The sequence below is a fragment of the Mycobacterium sp. E136 genome, assembly GCF_001666865.1.
Classification (GTDB): Bacteria; Actinomycetota; Actinomycetes; order Mycobacteriales; family Mycobacteriaceae; genus Mycobacterium.
This window is the reverse complement of the sequence record NZ_LZJE01000026.1, coordinates 19,541-43,559: the sequence shown is the minus strand read 5'-3', so window position 1 is coordinate 43,559 and position 24,019 is coordinate 19,541. Positions and strand designations below refer to the sequence as shown.

Sequence of the window (24,019 nt, the reverse complement as noted above, 5' to 3'; positions counted from 1 at the left end):
CAGCGTAGGCGATCAGCCGGCGAGGGCCCGAAGCGGCTGGGGCAGAGACCGTTTCGACCGGACCGGGCCGAGCACCGCCCCGCCGTACGGTCGCTGCAGAAGCCGGCGGGCGACGGCATTCACCTCGTCGAGCGTCACCGCGTCGATTTTGGCCAAGGTCTCGTCGATGGTGCGATGTTCGCCGAAATGCAGTTCGCTGCGGCCGATACGGTTCATCCGCGAGCCCGAGTCCTCCAGGCCCAGGACCAGTCCTCCACGCAGAGATCCCTTGGCGATTCGGCACTCCGCTTCGGTGATGCCGTCGCGTGCCACCGCCTCGAGCACGTCGGTGGTGACGCGGGCGACCTCGTCGAACCGGTCCGGCAGGCAGCCGGCGTAGACCGAAAGAGCTCCGCTGTCGGAGAACGTGTCCACCGTCGAGTACACCGAATACGCCAACCCGCGAGCCTCGCGAATCTCCTGGAACAGACGAGAACTCAGCCCACCACCCAGCGCCGTGTTGAGCACCGAGAGCGCCCAGCGGTGTTCCCAGTGCCGGCCCGGCGTGCGCACACCCAGCGTCAGGTGCGTCTGCTCGGAGTCACGGTTGACCAGTTCCAGCGTCGGGCGCCCACCCACCCGGCCGGTCCCCTTGCGGGGCGGCACAGGGGCGCGGCCACGCACCAGCCGGGCGCCGAAGTACTCGCGCGCCAGCGACACCACCTCGTCGTGATCGACGTTGCCCGCCACCGCCAGAACCATCCGCTCGGGGGTGTACCGACGGAGGTGGAAGGAGTGCAGCTGCGCGCGCGTCATCGACGAAATCGAATCCACGCTGCCGATCACCGGACGGCCGACCGGATGCGAGCCGAACATCGCCGAGAGGAAGACGTCGCCGAGGGTGTCCTCGGGATCGTCGTCACGCATCGCGATCTCTTCGAGCACGACGTCGCGTTCGACCTCGACGTCCTCGGCCGCGCACTGACCGCGCAACACCACGTCGGCGACCAGGTCGACGGCCAGCTCCAGGTCGGAGTCGAGCACATGCGCGTAGTAGCAGGTGTGCTCCCTGGCGGTGAAGGCGTTGAGCTCACCGCCGACCGCGTCGACGGCCTGCGCGATGCTCACCGCCGACCGGGTCGGCGTCGACTTGAACAGCAGATGTTCGAGGAAGTGCGCCGCACCCGCGACACTCGGGCCTTCGTCGCGCGAGCCGACGTTGACCCACAACCCGACCGACGCTGAGTGCACCGACGGGATGTACTCGGTGACCACACGCAGGCCACCGGGTAGCACGGTGCGCCGCACCGCCTCCGAAGATCTGCCGCCACGTCCTCCGTGGCGCAAAGCCCTAACTGCTGGCCGCTGCGGCATCTGCCGGCGCGGTCTCCGAGTTGGCCGCTTCCTCGTCAACCAGGATGAGCGAGATCTTTCCGCGGTTGTCGATGTCGGCGATCTCCACACGGAGCTTGTCGCCGACCTTGACGACGTCCTCGACCTTGGCGATCCGCTTGCCACGTCCCAGCTTCGAGATGTGGACCAGTCCGTCGCGACCCGGCAGCAGCGACACGAAGGCACCGAAATCCGTTGTCTTGACGACGGTTCCGAGGAACCGCTCACCGACCTTGGGCAGCTGCGGGTTGGCGATCGCGTTGATCTTGTCGATCGCCGCTTGCGCCGACGGGCCGTCGGTCGCGCCGACGAACACGGTGCCGTCATCCTCGATCGAGATCTGCGCTCCGGTCTCCTCGGTGATCTGGTTGATGATCTTGCCTTTCGGGCCGATCACCTCGCCGATCTTGTCCACCGGCACCTTGATCGTGGTGATGCGCGGCGCATACGGGCTCATCTCGTCGGGGCCGTCGATGGCTTCGGCCATCACCTCGAGGATGGTCAGCCGGGCGTCCTTGGCCTGTGACAGCGCACCCGCCAGAACCTTGGACGGGATGCCGTCGAGCTTGGTGTCGAGCTGCAGCGCGGTGACGAACTCCTTGGTGCCTGCGACCTTGAAGTCCATGTCGCCGAACGCATCCTCGGCGCCGAGGATGTCGGTCAGCGCGACGAACCGGCGCTCGGTGCCGCCATCAGTCTCCACGTCGTCCGACACCAGACCCATCGCGATGCCCGCGACCGGCGCCTTCAGCGGCACACCGGCGTTGAGCAAGGCGAGCGTCGACGCGCACACCGAGCCCATGGACGTAGAACCGTTGGAGCTCAACGCCTCCGACACCTGACGGATCGCGTACGGGAACTCCTCGACGCTGGGCAGCACCGGCATCAGTGCACGCTCGGCCAGCGCGCCGTGGCCGATCTCGCGGCGCTTGGGCGAGCCGACGCGACCGGTCTCACCGGTCGAATACGGCGGGAAGTTGTAGTGGTGCATGTAGCGCTTGGAGGTCTCGGGCCCCAGCGAGTCGATCTGCTGGGCCAGCTTCATCATGTCGAGCGTGGTGACGCCCAGGATCTGGGTTTCGCCGCGCTCGAACAGCGCGCTGCCGTGGGCCCTCGGGACCACCGCGACCTCGGCGCTCAGCGCGCGGATGTCGGTGATGCCGCGACCGTCGATGCGGAAGTGGTCGGTCAGGATGCGTTGGCGCACAAGCTTCTTGGTCAGCGAGCGGAACGCGGCGCCGACCTCCTTCTCGCGGCCCGCGTACTGCTCGGCAAGCCGCTCGAGCACCTCGGCCTTGATCTCGTCGGTGCGGTCGTTGCGCTCGGCCTTACCGGCGATGGTCAGCGCCTCCGACAGCGCGTCGGTGGCCACCGAGGCGACCGAGTAGTAGACGTCGTCGCCGTAATCGGGGAACACCGGGTACTCGCCCGTCGGCTTGGCCGCACGATCGGCCAGCTCCTGCTGGGCCTCGCACAGCACCTTGATGAACGGCTTGGCGGCCTCCAGGCCCTCGGCGACGACGGCCTCGGTGGGCGCCTGCGCCCCGCCGGCGATCAGCTCGACGACGTTCTCGGTGGCCTCGGCCTCGACCATCATGATCGCGACGTCACCGTCTTCGAGCGCACGACCGGCGACGACCATGTCGAACACGGCGCGCTCGAGCTGCTCGACGGTCGGGAACGCGACCCAGGTGCCGTCAATCAGCGCGACACGCACGCCACCGACCGGCCCCGAGAACGGCAGGCCCGCGATCTGCGTGGACGCCGAGGCGGCGTTGATCGCGACCACGTCGTACAGATCCTTGGGATCGAGGCTGAGCACGGTGACCACGACCTGGATCTCGTTACGCAGGCCGTCGACGAACGTCGGCCGCAGCGGACGGTCGATCAGCCGGCACGTCAGGATCGCGTCGGTCGAGGGACGACCCTCGCGGCGGAAGAACGAGCCGGGGATGCGCCCGGCCGCGTACATGCGCTCTTCGACGTCGATGGTCAACGGGAAGAAGTCGAAGTGGTCCTTGGGGTTCTTGCTGGCGGACGTCGCGCTCAGCAGCATGGTCTCGTCGTCGAGGTAGGCGGCGACGGCGCCGGCGGCCTGTTGGGCCAGCCGGCCGGTCTCGAAGCGGATGGTGCGGGTGCCGAAGCTCCCGTTGTCGATCGTGGCGGTCGATTCGTACACGCCGTCTTCAATTTCAACTACAGACATAGGTGTCCGTATGGCCTCTCTGGTTCAGTGTCTCCACTGTTTAGCTGTTTTTGCGTCGTCACAGCGTATGAACCACGGGCCCCGATGCGGCTACGGCCATCGATCGAAGCTGCCGGAGATTCTTCCGGCAGCCACTACCGAAGACCGCGCGATCGAGCAGGTCCTGGTTATGACGCGCGGGAACGATGTTCGCGGAGCTGCGAAAATCGCACCCAAGTCGTTCGGGCCGAAACGGCAGTCGAACGGATCCATCGTACTCTGCGGCGAGTACGCGGCCGAAATCCCGGCGCGCATCTGCGCGCCGGTCCGGTGTCAGCGGCGAAGGCCGAGCCGTTCGATCAGCGTGCGGTAACGCTGGACGTCGACCTGGGCCACGTATTTGAGCAGCCGGCGCCGACGGCCGACGAGCAGCAGCAGGCCGCGCCGCGAGTGATGATCGTGCTTGTGCACCTTCAGGTGCTCGGTCAGGTCGATGATCCGCTTGGTCAGCAGTGCAACCTGCGCCTCGGGCGAGCCGGTATCGGTGTCATGCAGGCCGTACTCGCTCAGGATCGACTTTTTCTGTTCGGCGGTAAGCGCCACGAAACAACTCCATCTATCTCAGTCCGCGGGAAAGGGCGCGTGGCCCCGGTGAGGCGCGGCCGCCGCGAACTGCAGCGCACGCCCGGTCGGCAGGGAGTCTAGCAGCGGCGGTGGTGCAGCACGAAATTCGCCGAGCGCTCACCTACGGACGCCTGTTGGGACGCCATGCTGGGGTTTTGTGTTCGCGACGCAACGCTCGGCGTCAGCGAGCCAGGATCGTGCGGGCGTGGTCGGTGTCGCGGCCCATCTGCTCCACCAGGTCGTCGACGTTGGCGAACTTCTCCTGGCCCCGCAGCCTGGCCACGAAGTCGACGGCGACGTGCTGGCCGTACAGGTCGGCGTCGGTGTCCAGCACGAACGCCTCCACCGTGCGGGTGCGCCCGGAGAACGTCGGGTTGGTGCCGACCGACACCGCGGCCTGGTAGCGCTCGCCCGGGACGACGCTGCCCGCGATCGGGCCGTGGCCGAGCACGGTGAACCACGCCGCGTAGACCCCGTCGGCCGGAATCGCCGAGTACATCGGCGGGGCCACGTTGGCGGTGGGAAAGCCGAGCACCTTGCCGCGTCCGTCGCCGCGCACCACGACACCCTCGACGCGGTGAGGGCGCCCCAGCGCCTCGGCGGCGGCGACGACATCGCCCGCATCGACGCAGGATCGGATGTAGGTCGAGGAGAACGTGACGGTCTCGTCCCGGTGGTGCTCGGCCACCAGCGACATCGCCTCGACGGCGAAGCCGAACCGCTCTCCGGCCTGGCGCAACAGGTCGACGTTGCCGGCGGCCTTCTTGCCGAAGGTGAAGTTCTCCCCAACCACGACCTCGACCACGTGCAGGCGTTCGACCAGCAGTTCGTGGACGTAGCGCTCGGGGGTGAGCTTCATGAAGTCGGCCGTGAACGGCATGACGAGAAAGACGTCGATGCCCAGTTCCTCGACCAGCTCGGCGCGCCGGGTCAGCGTGGTCAGCTGGGCGGGATGGCTGCCCGGGAAGACAACCTCCATCGGATGGGGGTCGAACGTCATCAACACGGTCGGCACACCACGCGACCGTCCCGCCTTGACCGCCTGGTTGATCAGCTCCTGGTGTCCGCGATGGACACCGTCGAACACCCCGATGGTGAGCACGCATCGGCCCCAGTCCGTCGGGATCTCTTCTTGTCCCCGCCAGCGCTGCACGAGGGCAAGCCTACGGCGCGGCCGGGGTCGCGCGCCCCGCTGGATCCCCCGGATGAGGTGACCATTGCCTAAACTTCCTAACTGTGAATCCTGCCGGCGATGCGCGTGACCTGACGACGGTTGCCCAGGACTACCTGAAAGTCATCTGGACCGTCCAGGAGTGGTCGCAGGAGAAGGTGAGCACGAAGCTGCTCGCCGAACGCCTCGGCGTGTCGGCCAGCACGGCCTCGGAGTCGATCCGCAAGCTGGCCGACCAGGGCCTGGTCAACCACGAGAAGTACGGTGCGGTGACGCTGACCGAAGCGGGCAGCGCCGCTGCGCTGGCCATGGTGCGCAGGCACCGGCTGATGGAGACCTTCCTCGTGCGCGAGCTGGGCTACAGCTGGGACGAGGTGCACGACGAGGCCGAGGTGCTCGAACACGCGGTGTCCGACCGGATGCTCGACCGCATCGACGCCAAGCTCGGGCACCCGACCCGCGATCCGCACGGCGATCCGATTCCGGCCGCCGACGGCCGGGTGCCCACCCCCGACGCTCGCCAGTTGTCGGCCTGCCACGACGGTGACCGGGGCACGATCGCGCGGATCTCCGACGCCGATCCGGAGATGCTGCGGTACTTCGACAGCGTCGGCATCAACCTCGACTCCCGACTGCGAGTGTTGGCCCGCCGCGACTTCGCGGGCATGATCTCGGTGGCCATCGAGTCCGCCGAAGGCGACGACACGACCGTCGACCTCGGAAGCCCTGCCGCCGAAGCGATCTGGGTCGTCGGCTGACGATCAGCGGCGCACCGTCAGGCCGTCCATCAGTAGATCGAGCATGCGACCCGACCGCTCGCGGGAAGCACTGGTAAGCAGGCATTCCTGGACGGAGAAGACTGACAGATCTGCGGTTTCACACGGCGCCGCGCCGCGAGGTGTCGGCTCACAGCGTCGCGGGGCGCAGCACGACGACCGACTTCGTGCGCGCCGACCGATCTTCGAGCAACGCGATGACCTGGCCGTCGGGGGCCTTCGCGGCGTAGATGCCGTCGATGCCGGCCGGTTTCAGCGGCCGGCCGTGCCGGGTGTCCTCGGCTTCGGCGGGCGTGAGGTCGCGGCGCGGGAACGCCATCAGGCAGGCGGCGTCGAGGCTGTAGGACAGCCGCGGGGTTTCGGCCAGCTCGTCGAGCGTGCGCGCCTCGGTCAACCCGAACCCGCCGACCCTGGTGCGGCGCAACGCCGTGAGGTGCCCGCCGACGCCGAGCGCGGCGCCGACATCGCGGGCAAGCGCGCGGATGTAGGTGCCGCTGGAGCACTCCACCTCGACGTCAACGTCGACCACGCCGGGGTGGCGGCGGACGTCGAGCACGGCGAAGCGGTCGATGCAGACGCGACGGGCCGCCAACTCGACGGCCTGCCCCTCGCGCGCGAGCTTGTAGGCACGCTGCCCGCCGACCTTGATCGCGCTCACCGCCGACGGCACCTGATCGATCTCGCCGCGCAACGGGGCCACCGCCGCCTCGATCTGCGCGTCGGTGACGGCGTCGGCCGAAACCTCCTGCAGTACTTCGCCTTCGGCGTCCTCCGTGGATGTGGTCTGACCGAGCCGGATGGTCGCGGCGTACGCCTTGTCCGTCGCCGTCAACAGTCCGAGGATTTTGGTGGCGCGCTCGATTCCGACGACCAGCACGCCGGTCGCCATCGGGTCGAGGGTCCCGGCGTGCCCGACCTTGCGGGTGCCGAAGAACCGGCGACAACGGCCGACGACGTCGTGACTCGTCATGCCCGCGGGTTTATCGACGATGACCAGACCCGCCTCGGTCATAGCACGATCGCGGTCAGCGCCAACCCGTCGCGGACCGACCACCGGCCGGTCAGGGTTTCCAGCGGAGGTCCGTGCATCGCCGCCGGATCGATCAGGATGCGCGAGACGAATTCGCCTGAGGTGCCGCTGTCGTCGACGTGGAAGGCGATGTGCGCGTCTTCGAAACCCAACCAGCGGTGGGTCAGCGGAAACCACGCCTTGTACGTGGCCTCCTTGGCGCAGAACAGGATTCGGTCCCAGTGCAGGCCCGCGGGCAATTGCTTGAGCTCGTTCCGCTCGACGGGCAGGCTGATCGCGTCGAGCACACCGTCGGGCAGCACACCGTGCGGTTCGGCGTCGATGCCGACGGATCGGACTTCGACCTGTCGGCCGACCACCGCGCCGCGGTACCCCTCACAGTGCGTCAGGGAACCGACGACGCCGTCGGGCCAGCACGGTTCGCCCTTCTCCCCCTTCAGGATCGGCACCGGTCCGACGCCGATCTCGGAGAGCGCCTGCCGCGCGCAGTACCGCACGGTGATGAATTCGTTGCGGCGTTTGGCCACCGACTTGGCGATCAGCGGCTCCTCTTCGGGCAGCGGCGCGAGGTCGGGCGGATCGCGGTACACCTCGGCGGCGGCCAACCCGGACGTTGTCGCCGGAAGCACTCCGGACAGCAGCGAAGCGGCCACCGTCATCGCGAGAACTGCCTGTCGCGTATCCGCTGCTGCATCTTCTGCGCGTTCTCCCGCATCTCCTGCGTGATCTGGAAGTGTCCACCGAACTCGTTGAGGTACCCAGGGGGATACTGCGGGTCCGGCAGGATCTGCCGCATCCAGCGATAAGGCTTGCGGCGCCGCCACTCTCGCGGATATCCGACCGACACCTCCTCGAACCGCACGCCGTCGTACCACGTGGTGCGCGGAATGTGCAGGTGCCCGTAGACCGAGCACACCGCGTTGTAGCGGGTGTGCCAGTCGGCGGTGGCGGTGGTGCCGCACCACAGCGAGAACTCCGGATAGAACATCGCGTCGCAGGGTTCGCGCACCATCGGGAAGTGGTTGACGAGCACCGTCGGCGTCATCCAGTCCAGGTCCTCGAGCCGCTTGCGGGTGTAGGTCACCCGGTCGCGGCACCATGCGTCGCGGGTGGCGTACGGCTCGGCGGACAGCAGGAATTCGTCGGTGCCGACGACGTTGCGTTCGCGCGCGATGGCCAGCCCCTCTGCCTTGGTGGCCGCGCCCTCGGGCAGGAAGGTGTAGTCGTACAGCAGGAACATCGGCACGATCGTGGCCGGGCCGCCCTCCTCGGTCCACACCGGAAACGGATGCTCGGGCGTGATGATGCCCATCTCGTCGCAAATGTTGACCAGGTAGTCGTAGCGCGCCTTGCCGAAGATCTGCATCGGGTCCCGGTTGGTGGTCCACAGCTCGTGGTTGCCCGGAATCCAGATCACCTTGGCGAACCGCTTGCGCAGCAGATCCAGCGCCCACCGGATCTCGTCGGTGCGCTCGGCGACGTCGCCGGCGACGATCAGCCAGTCGTCCGGGGAGGCCGGGTGCAGCGACTCGGTCACGGGTTTGTTGCCGGTGTGACCCGTGTGCAGGTCGCTGATCGCCCATAGGGTGGGTCGTCGGCCGTCGCGTGTCACAACTGACCAGGGTACTTAACCGGATGCCCGCGGCTCGCCCGGCAACTAGAACAGGTTCTCGTTTCCTCTTCGGCCGGTGCGAGCGGCCCGCTACACTCCCCGCAGGGTCGGACCGACGAACAAAGGGGTGAGATGCTCGCCAAGCTGCGCTTGGTCTCGGCGCTGTGCGCACTGATCGCTGCGGTGATGGTGGTGTGGCAGGCCAATCCGGCGGGCGCCCCGCGGGTGGATGTCGACGACCTTCCGATGACGAATGTCACGACGTCGATCAAATGGCCCGTCATCGAGACGACCGACCCCGCACCGTTCAATCCGTGCAAGCAGATCCCGCTCGACGCGATTCAGGCGATGGGCTTGGCGTTCACCCCGCCGACGCCGGAGGACCAGCTCCGCTGCCGATACGACGCGGGCAACTACCAGTTGGCCGTCGAGGCGATCGTGTGGCGCACCTATGAGCAGACGCTGCCCGCCGACGCGGTCCAGCTCGACATCGACGGCCACCGCGCCGCGCAGTACTGGGTGATGAAGCCGACCGACTGGAACAACCGGTGGTGGATCACCTGCATGATCGCCTTCGACACCAGCTACGGCGTGCTGCAGCAGTCGTTGTTCTACTCTCCGATCTACTCCAATCCGGCTCCCGACTGCATGCAGACCAACCTGCAGCGCGCCCACGACCTGATCCCGCACTACGTGTTCTAGGGGCCGATGCGGTTCATGGGACTCGAGCGTTCCAGCATCCCGATCGTCTCCTCGCCGTCCCAGCGGTAGCGCACCGCGGCCTGCTGCAGCGCCGGAAACGTCCAGTTCGCCATCTTCGCGAGCTGTTCGGCGGGGATCTCGGCGGGATCGGTGATGTCGTGGGTGGACAACAGCGTCTCCCCCTCGATGCGCACGGTCCCGCGGGCCGTTTCCAGCATCAGCGACACGTCCTCGCCGCGCGGCCGCAGCCGGCGCAGCCACGGCGCCTCGACAACGCGGGCGGGAATCAGGCCTTCACCGAGGTGGACATAGCCCTCGTTGTAGTTCGCTTGCCCGTCGGGCCGCGGCGGGTACGCGATGTAGCCGAACGCTCGGCCGCTTCCGAACAACGCCGACTGCCAACAATGACCCCAGAACCCCTCCAGTCGTCGGACACCCTGTCGGCGGATGCGAAGCCCGCTGCCGGAGAAGGCATGCCGACGCTCGTCGACCTCGACGACACCCTCAGCGCGGAACAGCTGCTCGTAGCGTGCGCCGCCCATCAGATCGCCGACCACCGTCGTCTTCAACTGGTTCGCTGCGTCTTCCTGCATCGCCCCCTGGATCCACGGCGGCACCGCCATTTTCGCCTCGACCTCGAACCGCACGTCGACCAGCGGCCCGCCCTTGTCGCCGGCGGCCAGCGCCTCCGACGAAGTCTGGACGGCCTGGCCGTCGAACGTCACCGCCCACGTGTCGAACGGCGCCACGCACTCGAACGTCAGCGGACCCGCGCCGAGCACCGTGGGCTTTCCGTCACGGCCCGCGACCGGCTTGCTCGGCCCGTCGGCTCGCAACCGGTACACGCGGCCGTCGGCGAACGCCAGGTTGACCTGGATCCCGTGGGCGTCCCAGTTGGATGCGACGGCCTCGATTCCGATCCTGGGCAAGCCGACCTCACCGCGGTCATCGAACACCCAGAAGCTCACCGAATCCCGCATCTCGGGGTCCTGCGGCGGCTCGGTGAACATGTGCTCCCTCACCGGGTCGATGCCGCCCGTCAGGTCGATCGTCATGGCGCGCTTCCCTTTTCCCGTTGCGGTGGTCCCGAGTAGGCAGCAACGTAGTCGGCGAACAAGGGCCGGATCACGCTGTCGTCGAGGCCGAACGCCTCCGGATCGGCCTTCGGGTGCGGCTCCCGCTTCTCGGCGTTGTGAGCCCACCACGCCCGCATACCGGCCTCGAACTCTTCGGTCACCGGCTCACCGAGCCAGCCGTACAACCGCTTCACCTCACCGATCGGATCGGCCTGCATGGCACGAAAGTCGATGTCGTAGAACCGGTCTGCGGCCCTGTCCCGGAACGTCATCACCCGCGCGACACCCGTCGACCACTGCGTGACGTTCAGCTCGCCGAGGTAGCGGCGATCGAGGTGGTCGGTGAATCCACCGACGATGTCGGCGTAGACGTCGACGACCGAGAGCAGCACGTCGGTCGGGTCACGGTGGGTCATGACGAAACGGGCGTCAGGGAACACGCGGTCGAGGTAGTCCAGTGAAAGCACATGTGCGGGCGACTTGAGCCGCCACGGCCGGGTCGGTTCGCCCCACTGGAGCAGGTTGAGCACCCGACGCTCGTAACGGTAGGTCGACGTGAAATCCGCTCTGTCGCAGAGCCATCGCGAGTAGCTGGGGATCTGCGCATACGCCTGGAAGATTTGGGACTTGAAATCGAGCGCCATCAGGTCGAGGCATTCCATCGGACCGCGGACGTCGGTGGGCACATGGTGGCGGGTGCCCACCAGGACGGGCCGCTGGTCGGGCGGGATGCGCGGATCGTCGCCGTGCACGGTCGACGGCGGCGGGCACGGCTGCGCCGACTCCCAGCTACGCAGGTACCGGATGCCGGGATCCTGCGCGAGCAGAAACGACAACGCCGTCGACCCGGTCCTCGGCAGGCCGAGCCCGAACAGCGGCGAACGGATCTGCTCGACGTCGATCTCGGGATACCGGCGGTACCAGTCCTCGACCTGGAGGCGCTGCGACAGGTGCAACCCGATACGGCCGTAGACGAAGTCCTCGCCGCGACTGTTCAGCCGGGCTTCGTCGCGCAGCGCGCGCACGAGAATCTCCAGACCCTCCCGGAACGCGTCGTCGCCGAAGTCGTCGAGTCCAGTGCGGTCGACGGCCGTGGCCATCAGATCCCCGACGGATGCCACGCTGCACCTCCCGCCCGCGATGCCGGGAATTCGAATTGGTGACAGTACACTGCCATCATTATGTCCGGTCCGTCAACGCGCACCTACGACAACAGCGTCCGCAGGCGAAAGGCCGCGCAGACGCGCGAACGCATCGTCGCCGCGGGCAGCGCGCTGGTGCATGAGTTCGACACGTGGGACTGGCGTGGGCTGACGTTCAAGGCCGTCGCCGCACGGGCCGGGGTGGGCGAGCGCACGGTGTACCGGCACTTCCCGACCGAACGGCAGTTGCACGACGCCGTGATGCAGCGACTCGAGGCCGAAGCCGGGGTGTCCTATGACGACGTCACGCTGGCGAACCTCGGAGAGGTCACGGCGCGGGTTTTCGCATCGCTGCAACGCTTCTCGGTCGAGAACAGCGCACCCGCGCCGGTGGACCCGGCATTCGTGAGCTCAGACGTCCGCCGCCGCGACGCGCTGCTGCGAGCGGTGACCTCGGCGTCACCGGATCTGCCCGAGGGGCAACGGCGCGCGGCCGCAGGCCTGCTCGACGTGCTGTGGAGCCCGGCAACCTACGAGCGCCTGGTCGCCGTGTGGGGCCTCGACGGCGCGGCCGCGACCACCGCGATCGACTGGCTGATGGCCGAGGTCACGCGGGCGATCGGCCGGGGCGGCATCGGTTCTGCGTAGCCTCGTGTCGTGACCGCATCCTCCGTCGCCGCCCGACCGGCATCACGTTCGAAGGTCAAGAAGCTCACCGGACGCACCGTCTCCCGGCTGCTGCGGCTGCCACCGCACACCACCGACTTCACGGTCCACAAGGTCCGGGTGCCGATGCGCGACGGTGTCGAGCTGCGCGCCGATCACTATTCGCCCTCCACGCCCGATCCGGCGGGCACGCTGCTGGTCCGCTGCCCCTACGGCCGGGACTTCCCCTTCGCCGCCCTCTACGGCCGCGTCTACGCCGCGCGCGGCTACCACGTGCTGTTGCAGAGCGTGCGCGGCACCTACGGATCCGGCGGCGAATTCGATCCGATGGTCAACGAGGCCGCCGACGGCGCCGACACCGTCGAGTGGCTGCGCAATCAGGACTGGTTCACCGGCTCGTTCGCCACGATCGGGCTGTCGTATCTCGGCTTCACCCAGTGGGCGCTGCTCACCGACCCGCCGCCGGAGATGAAGGCCGCGGTGATCACGGTCGGTCCGCACGACGTGAGCGGGCCGCGCTGGGGTCCCGGCTCCTTCGCGCTGAGCGACTTCCTCGGCTGGAGCCATCTGGTGGCCTACCAGGAGGATCCGAACCGGGTGCGGGCGCTGGTGCGGCAGATGCGGTCACGGCGCCGACTCACCCGCGCGATGAACCGGCTACCCGCCGGTGAGTCCGGTCGGGCGTTGCTGGGCTCCGGCGCGCCGTGGTGGGAATCGTGGCTCGACCACCCCGACGCCGACGATCCCTTCTGGACGATGCTGAACCTGCGCCGCGCCATGGAGACCGCCGACGTGCCGGTGCTGCTGATCAGCGGATGGCAGGACCTCTTCCTGGAACAGACCATGGCCCAGTACCGGCGGTTGCGCGAGCGCGGCGTCGAGGTCGGCCTGACCGTCGGCCCGTGGATCCACACCCACCTGATGACCAAGGCCGCACCCACCGCGATTCGCCAGACGCTGGATTGGCTGGACACGCATCTGTCCGGCGCGGAGAGCACGCGCCGCCAGCCGGTGCGGATTCACATCAACGGTCGGGGCTGGATCGACCTGCCGGACTGGCCACCCGCGATGCCGGAGGTGGTGCGGTACCTGCAACCGGGCGGCCGCCTCGGCGACGCCATTCCGCCGGAGACCGCCGCGCCGTCGACCTTCACGTACAACCCGGCCAATCCGACGCCGACCGTCGGCGGTCGCCTGCTGTCACCGGAGGGCGGGTACCGCAAGGACACCAGCCTCGCCCAGCGGGCCGACGTGTTGAGCTTCACCGGTGACCGCCTGCCCGCGGACAAGTACGTGGTCGGCGGCCCGGTCGTGGAGCTGTCGCATACGTGCGACAACCCCTACAACGACCTGTTCGTGCGCGTGAGCGAGGTCGACGCGAAGGGGCGCTCACGGAACGTGAGCGACGGTTACGTCTGCGCTGCATCGGATTCCGGCCAGGTGCGCATCGAACTCGATCCGATCGCCCACCGGTTTCGCGCCGGTTCGCGGATCCGGGTGCTCGTGGCGGGCGGGTCGCATCCCCGGTTCGCCCGCAACCTCGGTACCGGCGAATCACTCGGGACGGGTACCAAGCTCGCGTCGGCCACCCATACGGTGCATCTCGGTGGTGGCGCGTCGCGGCTGATCCTGCCGGCCGGACCGCAGCCGCCGGCCGGCTGAGCGGTCAGCCCACCGAATCACTGACGCGCGAGGCGATCTCGCGCAGCGTGGCGTCGTCGTGCACCGGCGGTGCCCATTGCGGGTCGACCGGCAACTGCACCCAGCTGGTGCAGCCCGCGTACTCGGGGGTCCGTTCGAGTCGCAGGGGTCGCACCAGCGGGCTGGCCTGCACGACGAGCGCGGTGAGTCGGTGCTTCGGCCGGAAGTCGAGACGGTCGGCACGCACCGACTCGTCGGTCCAGATATGCAGTGGCGCAATCTGTTCGAGTGTCTCCGGGCGGTTGACCTCGACCGCGGCGACGACGCGGGCGCCGGCACGGATCATCACCGCGTCGTCGGTGCTGTCGGCGGCCGCCGCGTCGAGCAGGTCGCGGTGCTCGGCGCGCACGCGTTCGGGGTGGCTGTGCGCGACCGTCGGGAACAGCAGGAATCGCGAGGCGGTGACCGCGAACCGCTTCTCGTGAATGCCGCCCTTACGCAGCAGCACGGTCTGCCTGCCGTCCAGCAGCGCATGCACCGCGGCGCTCCACTCCTTGAGCGCGGGCTGCGTCAGCGTCGTCGTCATCGCGCTACGTCTTGGCCGCCGCTTCGATGCGCGCCCTCACCTCGGGCCGACGCAGCGGCGGAACCGTCTTGGGTGGCTGGCGTCGGGGCGGCAGCGACGACAGCAGCCGCTGAGTGGTTGCGGTGACCTCGGCTACTGCGGCCTCGAAAGCATCGGCGTTGGCCGCTGTCGGCCGGGTGATGCCGCTGACCTTGCGGATGTACTGCCGCGCAGCGGCCTCGATCTCTTCGTCGGTCGCCGCTGGTTCGAGCCCACGGAGCTCGGTGATGTTTCGGCACATGGCTCCACGATAGGTTCGTCGGGTGACTGACGACATCCTGCTCATCGAGACCCAAGATCGTGTGCGCACGCTGACCCTCAACCGGCCGCAGTCGCGCAACGCGCTGTCGGCCGAACTGCGCAGGCAGTTCTACCGGGCCCTGGGCGAGGCGCAGGCCGACGACGATGTCGACGTTGTGATCGTCACCGGCGCCGACCCGGTGTTCTGCGCCGGGCTGGACCTCAAAGAATTAGGCGACACCACCGAGCTGCCCGACATCTCGCCGAAGTGGCCGCCGATGTCCAAGCCGGTGATCGGCGCGATCAACGGCGCGGCGGTCACGGGTGGCCTGGAGATCGCCCTGTACTGCGACGTGCTGATCGCCTCCGAGCAGGCACGGTTCGCCGACACCCACGCCCGGGTGGGGCTGTTGCCGACGTGGGGACTGTCGGTGCGGCTGCCCCAGAAGGTCGGCGTCGGGATGGCGCGACGTATGAGCCTGACCGGGGATTACCTGTCGGCCGAGGAGGCGCTGCGGACCGGGCTGGTCACCCAGGTGGTGCCACACGCCGAGCTGATGCCGACGGCCCGACAGGTCGCGGCCTCGATCGTCGGCAACAATCAGCGCGCCGTGCGTGCGCTGCTCGCGTCGTACCACCGCATCGACGAGGCGCAGACCAACGAGGGGTTGTGGATCGAGGCGGCGTCGGCCCGCGAGTGGATGCGGTCGGCCAGCGGCGACGACATCGCCGCCAACCGCGAAGCCGTCCTGCAGCGGGGCCGCTCCCAAGTCCGCTGACTTTCGGTTTCCGCGAGGTGCGCGTCAGCTGGGAGGTGCGTGTCTGCACACGACACGCCGCCCATTTACAGCCGTTTGCGCACCCTCATAGGCTGCGAGCGTGAACGAAGCGCATGAGTACTGCGGCAGCGACGAATGGCGGCAGCTGATCCGCGAGGTGATCCTGCCGTGGGCATTGGGTGAGGTCGACCTCGGCGACGACGTCATCGAGGTGGGCCCCGGCTACGGCGCCACCACCGACGTGCTGAGCGAATCGGTGGGCCGGCTGACGTCGGTGGAGATCGACGACGAACTCGCGGCGATGCTGACCGATCGCTTCGCCGACGTCCCGACCGTCGAGATCGTGCGCGGTGACGCGACGGCGCTGTCCTACGACGACGACCGCTTCACCGGCGCAGCGTGTTTCACGATGCTGCACCACGTCCCGACCGCCGAACTGCAGGACAAGCTGTTCGCTGAGGTCGCCCGTGTGCTGCGGCCGGGGGCGGCGCTGGTCGCCAGCGACAGCCTCGGCAATGACGAGTTGGCCGTCGCCCATGAGGGTGACACCTACAACCCCGTCGACCCGACGACACTGCCGGATCGGTTGGCAGCGGCCGGGTTCGGCGAGGTCAAGGTCAAGACGACGGAGTTCGGCTGGGCCGCGATCGCGCGGGCCCAGGCCTAACGCACGCTCGCCCAAAGGCGAGGAGGGATCAGGCCGTGCCGGGCACCAGCCAGCGGCCCGAGAACGCGCGCCAGCCGACGAACGCCAGCCGCAGCACCATGAACGTCGACAGCCCGGCCCAGATCCCCAGCAATCCCCACCCGAACACCAGCGACAGCCAGATCAACGGCAGGAAGCCGACCAGCGCGCTGGTCAGCGTCGCGTTGCGCATGAACTTCGCGTCGCCCGCGCCCAGCAGCACCCCGTCGAGCGCGAAAACGATTCCGGCGACCGGCAATTGGGCGACCAGGAACCACCACGGCACCCCGATCGCATCGAGCACCGAGCGGTCGTCGGTGAACACGCTCGGGAACACCGACGCACCGACCGCGAACACGATGGACAGCACCGCAGAGGCCAACGCGGAGAAGATCGTGACCCGCCACGCCACCGACTTCGCGTGCGCCAACTGCCCCGCACCGAGCGCGGCGCCCACCAGCGACTGAGCCGCGATCGCCAACGAATCCAGCACCAGCGCAAGGAAATTCCACAACTGCAGCACGACCTGGTGCGCGGCGACGGCGGCCGCCCCGAACCGGGCGGCGACGGCGCCCGCCGAGACGAAACAGGCCTGGAACGCCAGCGTCCGCAACACCAGATCGCGACCCATCACCACCTGCGCGCGCAACACCTCGGGATGCAGCCGCAGCGGAACCCGTTCGATCAGCAGCGCCCGACAGAACAGCAGCGCGGCCAGCCACTGCCCCACGAGGTTCGCGACGGCCGAACCCGGCAACCCGAGCCGCGGCATACCGAGCCAGCCGTACACCAGCAGCGGACACAGCACCGCCGACACCGCGAACCCGAACACGACGAACCGCAACGGCCGCGCCGTGTCCTGGACTCCGCGCATCCACCCGTTGCCCGCCGCCGACACCAGGATCGCGGGCACGCCGACGATCGCGATGCGCACCCACGGCAGCGCCTCGTCGGCGATCTCTCCCCCGTCGGACGCCCCCGCCAACGCCGAAACCAGCGGCACCGCGAACACCTGTACGGCGGCGACGATCACCGCACCCAATCCCAGCGCGAGCCAGGTCGCCTGCACGCCCTCACCGACCGCGGCCGCGCGGTCGCCGGCGCCGAAGAACCGCGCCGAGCGCGCGGTGGTGCCGTAGGCCAGGAAAGTCATCTGCGAGCTCAGCGTGGAAAGGATCAGCGCGCCGATCGCCAACCCGGCCAACGCCAGCGCGCCCAGGCGGCCGACGACCGCGAGATCGAACAGCAGATAGATCGGTTCGGCGGCCAGCACTCCGAGCGCGGGCAGGGCCAGCCCGGCGATGCGGCGGCCGGTCACCGGAGCGTCCGGCGGCTCCGTCCCGGGCTCAGCCAAGGGCCGCGCGCAACGCCTTCACCACGTCCTCGGTGGACCCGGTGGCCGAATATCCGGCTGCCAGGCGGTGACCGCCACCGCCGAACCCACTCGCGACCGGCGACAGGTCATAGGACTTGGCCCGCATCGACACCGACCAGTGGCCCGGCTCGATCTCCTTGAACACCGCGGCGACCTCGGCCTCCTGCGTGGTGCGCACGATGTCGACGATGCTCTCGACTTCCTCGGGCCGGGCGTTGACCCACTCCCGGTGGTCGACGACCGCGTACACCAGACCCCGGCCGCCGGCGGCCTCGGGCAGCAGCTGCGCCGAGGACAACACCCGCGACAGCATCGGCAGCCACGCGAACGGGTGGGTGTCGAGCAGGGTCCGGCTGATGCCGGCGTTGTCCACGCCGAGTTCGACGAGGCGCGCCGCCAGCCGATGCGCGCGCGGGGTGGCCCAGCGGAACGAACCGGTGTCGGTGGTCAGCCCCGCGTACAGGCAGTGCGCGACGCCGATGTCGATCGGCTTGTCCCACGCGTCGAGCAGGTCGGCCACCAGCATCGTGGTGGAGTCGGCCGAGGCGTCGACGAAGTTGGCGGTGCCGAACAGCCCGTTGGAGGCGTGGTGGTCGATCACCAGCACCTCGCGGCCGGGGTCGACCAGACCGCGCAGCACGCCCAGCCGGTTGACGCTGGGGATGTCGACGGTGACCACCAGATCGGGGTCGCGCCGCATCTCGTCGGGGCCGACGAGCAGGTGACCGCCGGGCAGCGACTGCAGCGATTCGGGCAGTTTCTCCGGCGCGGCGAAGCTCACCTGAACGCTCTTGCCGACCTGGTCGAGCACCAGAGCCAACGCCAGACCTGCGCCTATCGTGTCGGCGTCGGGATAGACGTGGCACACGACCCCGATCGAGCCGGCCGCCGAGAGCAGTTCGGCTGCGCGCCGGGCGTTGACCCGATCTCCCACTTCCGGAGCGTCAGTCGTCTTGTCGATCGCGGTCACCGATGTCCTCAGAGTCGTCAGGCCCCCCGGCTGCTGCCTCGCCCTCCATCTCAGTGACACGGTACGGGTCCGCATCGCCTGCGTGCTTGGCACCTTGCCGAACTCGCGCCAATTCCTCATCCGCGGCGCGGGCGCGAGCCAGCAGCTCCTCCATCTTCACCGCCGCGTCGGGCACCGTGTCACGCTCGAACGCGAGCGTGGGTGTGAACCGCACACCCAGGCTCGCGCCGACCTTCGAGCGCAGCACACCCTTTGCCTTCTCCAGCCCGGCCGCGGCCGCGTCGAAGTCCGGCTCCTCGGACAGCGACGCGCCGAGCACCGTGTAGAACAGCGTCGCGTCGTGTAGGTCGTTGGTGACCTTGGCGTCGGTGATCGTCACCCCGGCCAGCCGAGGATCCTTGATCTCGTATTCGATCGCCGAGGCGACGATGGTGGAAATGCGTTTGGCCAGTCGCTTCGCCCGTGCGGGGTCCGCCATTTAATCGACGCTCCTACCCACGCTCTTTTTCGACGAGCTCGTACGTCTCGATGACGTCGCCTTCCTTGATGTCGGAGTACGTCAGCGTCAGACCGCATTCGTAGCCCTCGCGGACCTCGGTGACGTCGTCCTTCTCCCGGCGCAGCGACGACACGGTGAGGTTCTCGGCCACCACGACGTTGTCGCGCAGCAGCCGGGCCTTCGCGTTACGCCGCATGATCCCGGACTGGACGAGGCAGCCGGCGATGTTGCCGACCTTCGACGACCGGAAGATCGCGCGGATCTCGGCGCGGCCGAGCTCCTTCTCCTCGTAGATCGGCTTGAGCATGCCCTTGAGCGCGCTCTCGATCTCGTCGATGGCCTGGTAGATCACCGAGTAGTAGCGGATCTCCACACCTTCGCGGTTGGCCAGTTCGGTGGCCTTGCCCTCGGCGCGGACGTTGAAGCCGATGATGATCGCGTCCGAGGCCGACGCCAGGTTGACGTTGGTCTCGGTGACGCCGCCGACGCCGCGGTCGATGACACGCAGCTCGACCTCGTCGTCGACCTGGATGCCCAGCAGGGCCTCCTCGAGCGCCTCGACCGTACCGGCGTTGTCGCCCTTGAGGATCAGGTTCAGCTGGCTGGTTTCCTTCAGCGCCGAATCCAGGTCCTCGAGGCTGATCCGCTTGCGGCTGCGGGCGGCCAGGGCGTTGCGCTTGCGGGCGCTGCGCCGGTCCGCGATCTGCCGCGCGATGCGGTCTTCGTCGACGACGAGGAAGTTGTCACCTGCGCCGGGCACCGATGTGAAGCCGACGACCTGGACGGGCCGCGACGGCAGCGCCTCGGCGACGTCGTCACCGTGCTCGTCGACCATGCGCCGGACACGTCCGTACGCGTCGCCGGCCACCACCGAGTCGCCGACCCGCAGCGTGCCGCGCTGGATGAGCACGGTCGCCACCGGGCCTCGACCGCGGTCGAGGTGCGCCTCGATCGCCACACCCTGGGCCTCCATGTCGGGGTTGGCCCGCAGGTCCAGCGACGCGTCGGCGGTCAGGACGACCGCCTCGAGCAGCGCCTCGATATTGGTGCCCGCCTTGGCCGAGATGTCGACGAACATCGTGTCGCCGCCGTACTCCTCGGGGATGAGACCGTACTCGGTGAGCTGCCCGCGGATCTTGGCCGGATCCGCGCCTTCCTTGTCGATCTTGTTGACCGCCACCACAATCGGCACCTCGGCCGCCTGCGCGTGGTTGAGCGCCTCCACCGTCTGAGGCATGACGCCGTCGTCGGCCGCCACCACGAGGATCGCGATATCGGTGGCCTTGGCACCGCGGGCACGCATGGCGGTGAACGCTTCGTGGCCCGGGGTGTCGATGAACGTGATCGGTCGCGGCGTGCCGTCGAGCTCGACCTCGACCTGGTAAGCGCCGATGTGCTGGGTGATGCCGCCCGCCTCGCCCTCGCGGACGGTGGCGTTGCGGATCGTGTCCAGCAGTCGGGTCTTGCCGTGGTCGACGTGGCCCATGACCGTGACGACCGGCGGCCGCTGCTCGAGGTCCTCTTCGCCGCCCTCGTCCTCGCCGTAGGTGAGGTCGAACGACTCCAGCAGCTCGCGGTCCTCGTCCTCCGGCGAGACGACCTGAACCTTGTAGTTCATCTCGCTGCCAAGAAGCTCGAGGGTGTCGTCGCCGACGGACTGCGTCGCGGTGACCATCTCGCCGAGGTTGAACAACGCCTGCACCAGTGAGGCGGGGTTGGCGTCGATCTTCTCGGCGAAGTCGCTCAACGAGGCGCCGCGGGCGAGCCGGATGGTCTCGCCGTTGCCGTGCGGCAGGCGAACGCCACCGACGACGGGCGCCTGCATGTTCTCGTATTCGGCGCGTTTCGCCCTCTTCGACTTGCGACCGCGCTTGGGCGCGCCGCCGGGACGACCGAACGCACCGGCAGCACCGCCGCGCTGGCCGGGCCGACCGCCGCCACGACCGCGGAAGCCACCGCCGGCCGGACCGCCGCCGCCACCGCCGCGGTAGTTACCGCCGCCGCCGCCGGCACCGGCACCGGGACGACCGCCCTGACCCGCACCGGGACGGGGACCACCGCCGGGGCCGGGGCGCGGACCGCCGCCGGGACGCGGGGGCCGCGGGCCGGCGGGACGCTGAGGCATGTTGCTCGGGGACATCCCCGGGCGTGGGGTGCCGGGCCGCGGCCCACCGGGGCCGGGCCGAGGACCTTGCGGCCGCGGGATCGGGCGATCCACCGGCTGCTGGGTCGAGAAGGGGTTGTTGCCGACGCGCGGGACGCGCGGAGCGGGCTTGGGCGCGCTCGGCGACGGGCCCGGGCGCGGACCCGGACGTGCCGCAGGCGCAGCGGGCGTGGCCGGAGGCGCGGCCGCCGCGGGAGGCGCGACGGGCGGAGCCTCGGCGGCGGGCGCCGCAGGCTTGGGTGCGGGAGCCTTCGCGGGCTCCTGGGGAGTGGGGGCCTTGGCGGGCGCGGCCGGTGTGGCCGCCGTCGTACCGGGTTTCGCCGCCGACCCGTTTCCGTCGGCTTTGACCTTCTCCGCGGCCGGCTTCCCGCCGCCGAAGGATTCGCGCAGCCGGCGCGCGACCGGGGCCTCCACCGTGGAGGACGCGGATTTGACGAATTCGCCCTGTTCGCTCAGACGAGCGAGAACTTCCTTGCTGGTGACACCGAGTTCCTTGGCCAACTCGTGTACACGGGCCTTACCTGCCACTACATCTCCATCTCTAGAGGCGTCAGCGGTGGTAGGCGCCGCGCCTCGGGTTAGCTATGACGCATGGTCATCGGGACTTCACGGTGTGCTCATGTTCTTCGCTACCTGTTCTGTTGCCGGGAGGTCGGGCGGGTCCGCACTGCTCACAGTGCCGACATACTCGATCACCGCGGATACGTCCGGTGAACCGGTGATGCGCAGCGCTCGACCGAACGCTCGCCGCCGAATTGCTGCCTCGAGGCACTGTGGAGTGGGATGCAGCCACGCACCCCGCCCCGGCAGCTTTCTCGCCCGGTCAACGGTCAGGGTGCTGAGAGAATTCCCAGCCCCATCGACGTTGCCGACAGCGACCACCCGAAGCAGTTCGACGGCCAGCTCTCGTTTCCGGCAACCCACGCAGGTCCGCACCGGTCCGACAGGTTCGTCGGGGCTGCGTCGTTGCGCCGAAGCCGAAGTCTCGCGCTGGATCACAGGTGAGTCTACCGTCACTGCCGCTGGTATTTGAAATGGCTGCGCTGGTCGGCGTGGACACGTGCGCCGTCGGCGCTTACCGGTCCCCCACGGTACCGCGGGCCGCGTCCTGATCGGGCTCGGCCGCACCCGCGGGCGGCGCGTCGCTGCGGATGTCGATGCGCCAGCCGGTGAGCCGGGCCGCCAGCCGAGCGTTCTGCCCCTCCTTGCCGATGGCCAGCGACAGCTGGAAGTCGGGTACGACGACGCGGGCCGCGCGTGCGGCCTCGTCGATGACGGCGACCGAGACCACCTTGGCCGGTGAGAGCGCATTGGCGACGAACTTCGCCGGGTCGGGGTCGTAGTCGATGATGTCGATCTTCTCGCCCGACAGTTCACTCATCACGTTGCGCACCCGCTGACCCATCGGTCCGATGCACGCACCCTTGGCGTTGAGGCCCGGCACCCGCGAGGTGACCGCGATCTTCGAGCGGTGACCGGCCTCCCTGGCGACCGCGACGATCTCGACGGAGCCCTCAGCGATCTCGGGCACCTCCAGCGAGAACAGCTTGCGCACCAGATTCGGGTGCGTGCGCGACAGCGTGATCAGCGGTTCACGCGCGCCGCGGCTGACGCCGACGACGTAGCAGCGCAGCCGGTCGCCGTGTTCGTAGCGTTCACCGGGCACCTGCTCGGCCGCCGGGATGACGCCTTCGGAACCCTTGGTCTCGCTGCCCATCCGGACGACGACCAACCCGCGGGCGTTGGCCCGTGCGTCGCGCTGAATCACCCCGCCGACGATGTCGCCCTCGCGGGCGGAGAACTCGCCGTAGGTCTTCTCGTTCTCGGCGTCGCGGAACCTCTGCAGCATGACCTGGCGTGCCGTCGTTGCGGCGACGCGGCCGAAACCCTCTGGGGTGTCGTCCCATTCGCTGATCGTGTTGCCGTCCTCGTCCAGCTCGGACGCGATGACCTTGACCTCGCCGGTCTTGCGGTCGATCTCGATGCGGGCCTCGGCGGCGTGCCCTTCGGTGTGCCGATAGGCGGTCAGCAGTGCGGACTTGATGGTTTCGACGAGTTCGCCCACCGGAATTCCGCGGTCGACCTCGATGGCATGCAGCGCGGCCATGTCGATGTTCACGCCGGAGCCTCCTTCCCAGATTGGCCGACCAGCTCCAGCTCTCGCGGATTGGGAGGCGAGAATTCAACTTGCACAACAGCTTTCGAGATGCCGTGCAGCGGCAGCTCACGTACGGAGAAGTTGGCCTGCCGGCCGGCCCGCACCACCAGACGCACCACGCCGTCGCGGGTTTCGCCGATTCGGCCGGTCAGTTGGGTGCCGTCGGACAGCGTCAGCTCGACTTTGCGGCCGCGCGCTCGCCGGAAGTGCTTCTCGGTGGTCAGCGGCCGGTCCACCCCGGGCGAGGTGACCTCGAGTACGTAGGGCGCCGACGGGGCGTCGAGTTCGTCGAGCAGCGTGGAGGCGGTTCGGGACAGTTGGGCGATCGATTCGAGGTCGAGGCCGTCGTCCCCGTCGGCCACCACCGTGATTCGCGGCGGACGCGCGGCCGGGTCGACGATGACGTCCTCGATTTCGTAACCGGCGCGCGCGAACTCGCCGTCGAGTAGCTCGATCACCTCTTTCTGCGACGGCAATCCCGCAGAATGCTCCGTCACGGCGAGCTCCTCGTCTTGAGTTGTCCGGACA

At 68.8% G+C, this 24,019-nt stretch carries 24 protein-coding genes; 6 read left to right on the top strand and 18 right to left on the bottom strand.

Annotated features, from left to right (window positions below; genetic code table 11):
* Positions 1–12 precede the first annotated feature (12 nt).
* From A5698_RS02200 to A5698_RS02185, 4 genes are all read right to left on the bottom strand, one after another.
* Positions 13–1,353 carry a M16 family metallopeptidase gene (locus A5698_RS02200; protein ID WP_082964013.1) on the bottom strand — a complete coding sequence of 447 codons (1,341 nt, stop codon included), beginning with the start codon at positions 1,351–1,353 and terminating at the stop codon, positions 13–15.
* Entirely contained in the window at positions 1,331–3,577 is a 2,247-nt protein-coding gene (locus A5698_RS02195; RefSeq protein WP_068292706.1) for a polyribonucleotide nucleotidyltransferase, read from the bottom strand. The genes A5698_RS02200 and A5698_RS02195 overlap by 23 nt, the downstream gene beginning before the upstream one ends.
* 312 nt (positions 3,578–3,889) lie before the next feature.
* Positions 3,890–4,159: a 30S ribosomal protein S15 gene (gene rpsO, locus A5698_RS02190; RefSeq protein ID WP_067090117.1), complete on the bottom strand. Its 270-nt coding sequence runs from the start codon at positions 4,157–4,159 to the stop codon at positions 3,890–3,892.
* Positions 4,160–4,361: 202 nt separating this feature from the next.
* Positions 4,362–5,333 carry a bifunctional riboflavin kinase/FAD synthetase gene (locus A5698_RS02185; protein ID WP_068292702.1) on the bottom strand — a complete coding sequence of 324 codons (972 nt, stop codon included), beginning with the start codon at positions 5,331–5,333 and terminating at the stop codon, positions 4,362–4,364.
* 83 nt (positions 5,334–5,416) lie between these two features.
* On the opposite strand from A5698_RS02185, the gene mntR reads away from it, so the two are divergent.
* On the top strand, positions 5,417–6,109 hold the full coding sequence (gene mntR / locus A5698_RS02180) for a manganese-binding transcriptional regulator MntR (protein WP_068292699.1): 693 nt from the start codon (positions 5,417–5,419) through the stop codon (positions 6,107–6,109).
* 148 nt (positions 6,110–6,257) lie between these two features.
* Here mntR and truB read toward each other — a convergent pair whose 3' ends face one another.
* From truB to pptH, 3 genes are read right to left on the bottom strand one after another with little or no spacing between them, the layout of a single operon-like run.
* Entirely contained in the window at positions 6,258–7,139 is an 882-nt protein-coding gene (truB, locus tag A5698_RS02175; RefSeq protein WP_068292697.1) for a tRNA pseudouridine(55) synthase TruB, read from the bottom strand.
* Positions 7,136–7,816, bottom strand: a complete 681-nt coding sequence (gene pptT, locus A5698_RS02170; protein ID WP_068292694.1) for a 4'-phosphopantetheinyl transferase PptT — start codon at positions 7,814–7,816, stop codon at positions 7,136–7,138. The genes truB and pptT overlap by 4 nt, the downstream gene beginning before the upstream one ends.
* Positions 7,813–8,769 carry an ACP phosphodiesterase PptH gene (gene pptH, locus A5698_RS02165; protein ID WP_068292691.1) on the bottom strand — a complete coding sequence of 319 codons (957 nt, stop codon included), beginning with the start codon at positions 8,767–8,769 and terminating at the stop codon, positions 7,813–7,815. The genes pptT and pptH overlap by 4 nt, the downstream gene beginning before the upstream one ends.
* Positions 8,770–8,901: 132 nt before the next feature.
* Between pptH and A5698_RS02160 the strand changes: the two genes are divergently transcribed.
* A complete protein-coding gene (locus tag A5698_RS02160; protein WP_068292688.1) occupies positions 8,902–9,471 on the top strand; it encodes a DUF3558 domain-containing protein in 570 nt (189 codons plus the stop codon).
* Here A5698_RS02160 and A5698_RS02155 read toward each other — a convergent pair.
* Together A5698_RS02155 and A5698_RS02150 are read right to left on the bottom strand one after the other, a co-directional pair.
* On the bottom strand, positions 9,468–10,526 hold the full coding sequence (locus A5698_RS02155; protein ID WP_068292685.1) for a DUF7064 domain-containing protein: 1,059 nt from the start codon (positions 10,524–10,526) through the stop codon (positions 9,468–9,470). The two genes, A5698_RS02160 and A5698_RS02155, sit on opposite strands and share 4 nt — an antisense overlap.
* Positions 10,523–11,668 (bottom strand): sulfotransferase family protein, encoded by a 1,146-nt coding sequence (locus A5698_RS02150; protein WP_068292683.1) that lies wholly within the window; start codon positions 11,666–11,668, stop codon positions 10,523–10,525. Before A5698_RS02150 ends, A5698_RS02155 begins: the two co-directional genes overlap by 4 nt.
* 60 nt (positions 11,669–11,728) lie before the next feature.
* Here A5698_RS02150 and A5698_RS02145 point away from each other — a divergent pair, with 60 nt between their 5' ends.
* The gene (locus tag A5698_RS02145; protein ID WP_068292680.1) at positions 11,729–12,337 is read left to right on the top strand and encodes a TetR/AcrR family transcriptional regulator; all 609 of its coding nucleotides are present in this window, start codon (positions 11,729–11,731) and stop codon (positions 12,335–12,337) included.
* A gap of 9 nt (positions 12,338–12,346) precedes the next feature.
* Complete coding sequence (locus A5698_RS02140) at positions 12,347–14,017, top strand: CocE/NonD family hydrolase (protein WP_068292678.1); 1,671 nt, start codon at positions 12,347–12,349, stop codon at positions 14,015–14,017.
* 4 nt (positions 14,018–14,021) lie between these two features.
* On the opposite strand, the gene A5698_RS02135 is transcribed toward A5698_RS02140, so the two are convergent.
* Together A5698_RS02135 and A5698_RS02130 are read right to left on the bottom strand one after the other, a co-directional pair.
* Positions 14,022–14,582 (bottom strand): DUF1802 family protein, encoded by a 561-nt coding sequence (locus tag A5698_RS02135; RefSeq protein WP_068292675.1) that lies wholly within the window; start codon positions 14,580–14,582, stop codon positions 14,022–14,024.
* Positions 14,583–14,586: 4 nt separating this feature from the next.
* Complete coding sequence (locus A5698_RS02130; RefSeq protein ID WP_067090148.1) at positions 14,587–14,862, bottom strand: DUF2277 domain-containing protein; 276 nt, start codon at positions 14,860–14,862, stop codon at positions 14,587–14,589.
* A gap of 22 nt (positions 14,863–14,884) precedes the next feature.
* On the opposite strand from A5698_RS02130, the gene A5698_RS02125 reads away from it, so the two are divergent.
* Both A5698_RS02125 and A5698_RS02120 read left to right on the top strand, forming a co-directional pair.
* Entirely contained in the window at positions 14,885–15,640 is a 756-nt protein-coding gene (locus tag A5698_RS02125) for an enoyl-CoA hydratase (RefSeq protein ID WP_068292672.1), read from the top strand.
* Between the two features lie 100 nt (positions 15,641–15,740).
* Positions 15,741–16,307: a class I SAM-dependent methyltransferase gene (locus A5698_RS02120; RefSeq protein WP_068292668.1), complete on the top strand. Its 567-nt coding sequence runs from the start codon at positions 15,741–15,743 to the stop codon at positions 16,305–16,307.
* A 28-nt stretch (positions 16,308–16,335) separates the two neighbouring features.
* Here A5698_RS02120 and A5698_RS02115 read toward each other — a convergent pair whose 3' ends face one another.
* The 7 genes from A5698_RS02115 to rimP form a co-directional block, all read right to left on the bottom strand.
* Positions 16,336–17,679 carry an MATE family efflux transporter gene (locus A5698_RS02115; protein WP_068292665.1) on the bottom strand — a complete coding sequence of 448 codons (1,344 nt, stop codon included), beginning with the start codon at positions 17,677–17,679 and terminating at the stop codon, positions 16,336–16,338.
* Entirely contained in the window at positions 17,672–18,670 is a 999-nt protein-coding gene (locus A5698_RS02110) for a DHH family phosphoesterase (RefSeq protein ID WP_068292660.1), read from the bottom strand. Before A5698_RS02110 ends, A5698_RS02115 begins: the two co-directional genes overlap by 8 nt.
* On the bottom strand, positions 18,645–19,148 hold the full coding sequence (gene rbfA, locus A5698_RS02105; protein WP_068292654.1) for a 30S ribosome-binding factor RbfA: 504 nt from the start codon (positions 19,146–19,148) through the stop codon (positions 18,645–18,647). The genes A5698_RS02110 and rbfA overlap by 26 nt, the downstream gene beginning before the upstream one ends.
* Before the next feature lie 13 nt (positions 19,149–19,161).
* Positions 19,162–21,861: a translation initiation factor IF-2 gene (gene infB, locus A5698_RS02100; RefSeq protein WP_068292652.1), complete on the bottom strand. Its 2,700-nt coding sequence runs from the start codon at positions 21,859–21,861 to the stop codon at positions 19,162–19,164.
* 78 nt (positions 21,862–21,939) lie between these two features.
* Positions 21,940–22,215, bottom strand: a complete 276-nt coding sequence (locus tag A5698_RS27770; RefSeq protein ID WP_502688859.1) for a YlxR family protein — start codon at positions 22,213–22,215, stop codon at positions 21,940–21,942.
* A 193-nt stretch (positions 22,216–22,408) separates the two neighbouring features.
* On the bottom strand, positions 22,409–23,452 hold the full coding sequence (gene nusA, locus A5698_RS02095; protein ID WP_068292650.1) for a transcription termination factor NusA: 1,044 nt from the start codon (positions 23,450–23,452) through the stop codon (positions 22,409–22,411).
* Positions 23,449–23,988 (bottom strand): ribosome maturation factor RimP, encoded by a 540-nt coding sequence (gene rimP / locus A5698_RS02090; RefSeq protein WP_068292647.1) that lies wholly within the window; start codon positions 23,986–23,988, stop codon positions 23,449–23,451. Before rimP ends, nusA begins: the two co-directional genes overlap by 4 nt.
* Positions 23,989–24,019: the final 31 nt, after the last annotated feature.

Coding starts and splice junctions, on each gene's coding strand:
- rbfA (WP_068292654.1), bottom strand. CDS start 19,148: ATGGCGGACCCCGCACGGGCGAAGCGACTGGCCAAACGCATTTCCACC.
- A5698_RS02200 (WP_082964013.1), bottom strand. CDS start 1,353: ATGCCGCAGCGGCCAGCAGTTAGGGCTTTGCGCCACGGAGGACGTGGC.
- A5698_RS02195 (WP_068292706.1), bottom strand. CDS start 3,577: ATGTCTGTAGTTGAAATTGAAGACGGCGTGTACGAATCGACCGCCACG.
- pptT (WP_068292694.1), bottom strand. CDS start 7,816: ATGACGGTGGCCGCTTCGCTGCTGTCCGGAGTGCTTCCGGCGACAACG.
- A5698_RS02155 (WP_068292685.1), bottom strand. CDS start 10,526: ATGACGATCGACCTGACGGGCGGCATCGACCCGGTGAGGGAGCACATG.
- A5698_RS02130 (WP_067090148.1), bottom strand. CDS start 14,862: ATGTGCCGAAACATCACCGAGCTCCGTGGGCTCGAACCAGCGGCGACC.
- A5698_RS02145 (WP_068292680.1), top strand. CDS start 11,729: ATGTCCGGTCCGTCAACGCGCACCTACGACAACAGCGTCCGCAGGCGA.
- truB (WP_068292697.1), bottom strand. CDS start 7,139: ATGACCGAGGCGGGTCTGGTCATCGTCGATAAACCCGCGGGCATGACG.
- A5698_RS02160 (WP_068292688.1), top strand. CDS start 8,902: ATGCTCGCCAAGCTGCGCTTGGTCTCGGCGCTGTGCGCACTGATCGCT.
- A5698_RS02135 (WP_068292675.1), bottom strand. CDS start 14,582: ATGACGACGACGCTGACGCAGCCCGCGCTCAAGGAGTGGAGCGCCGCG.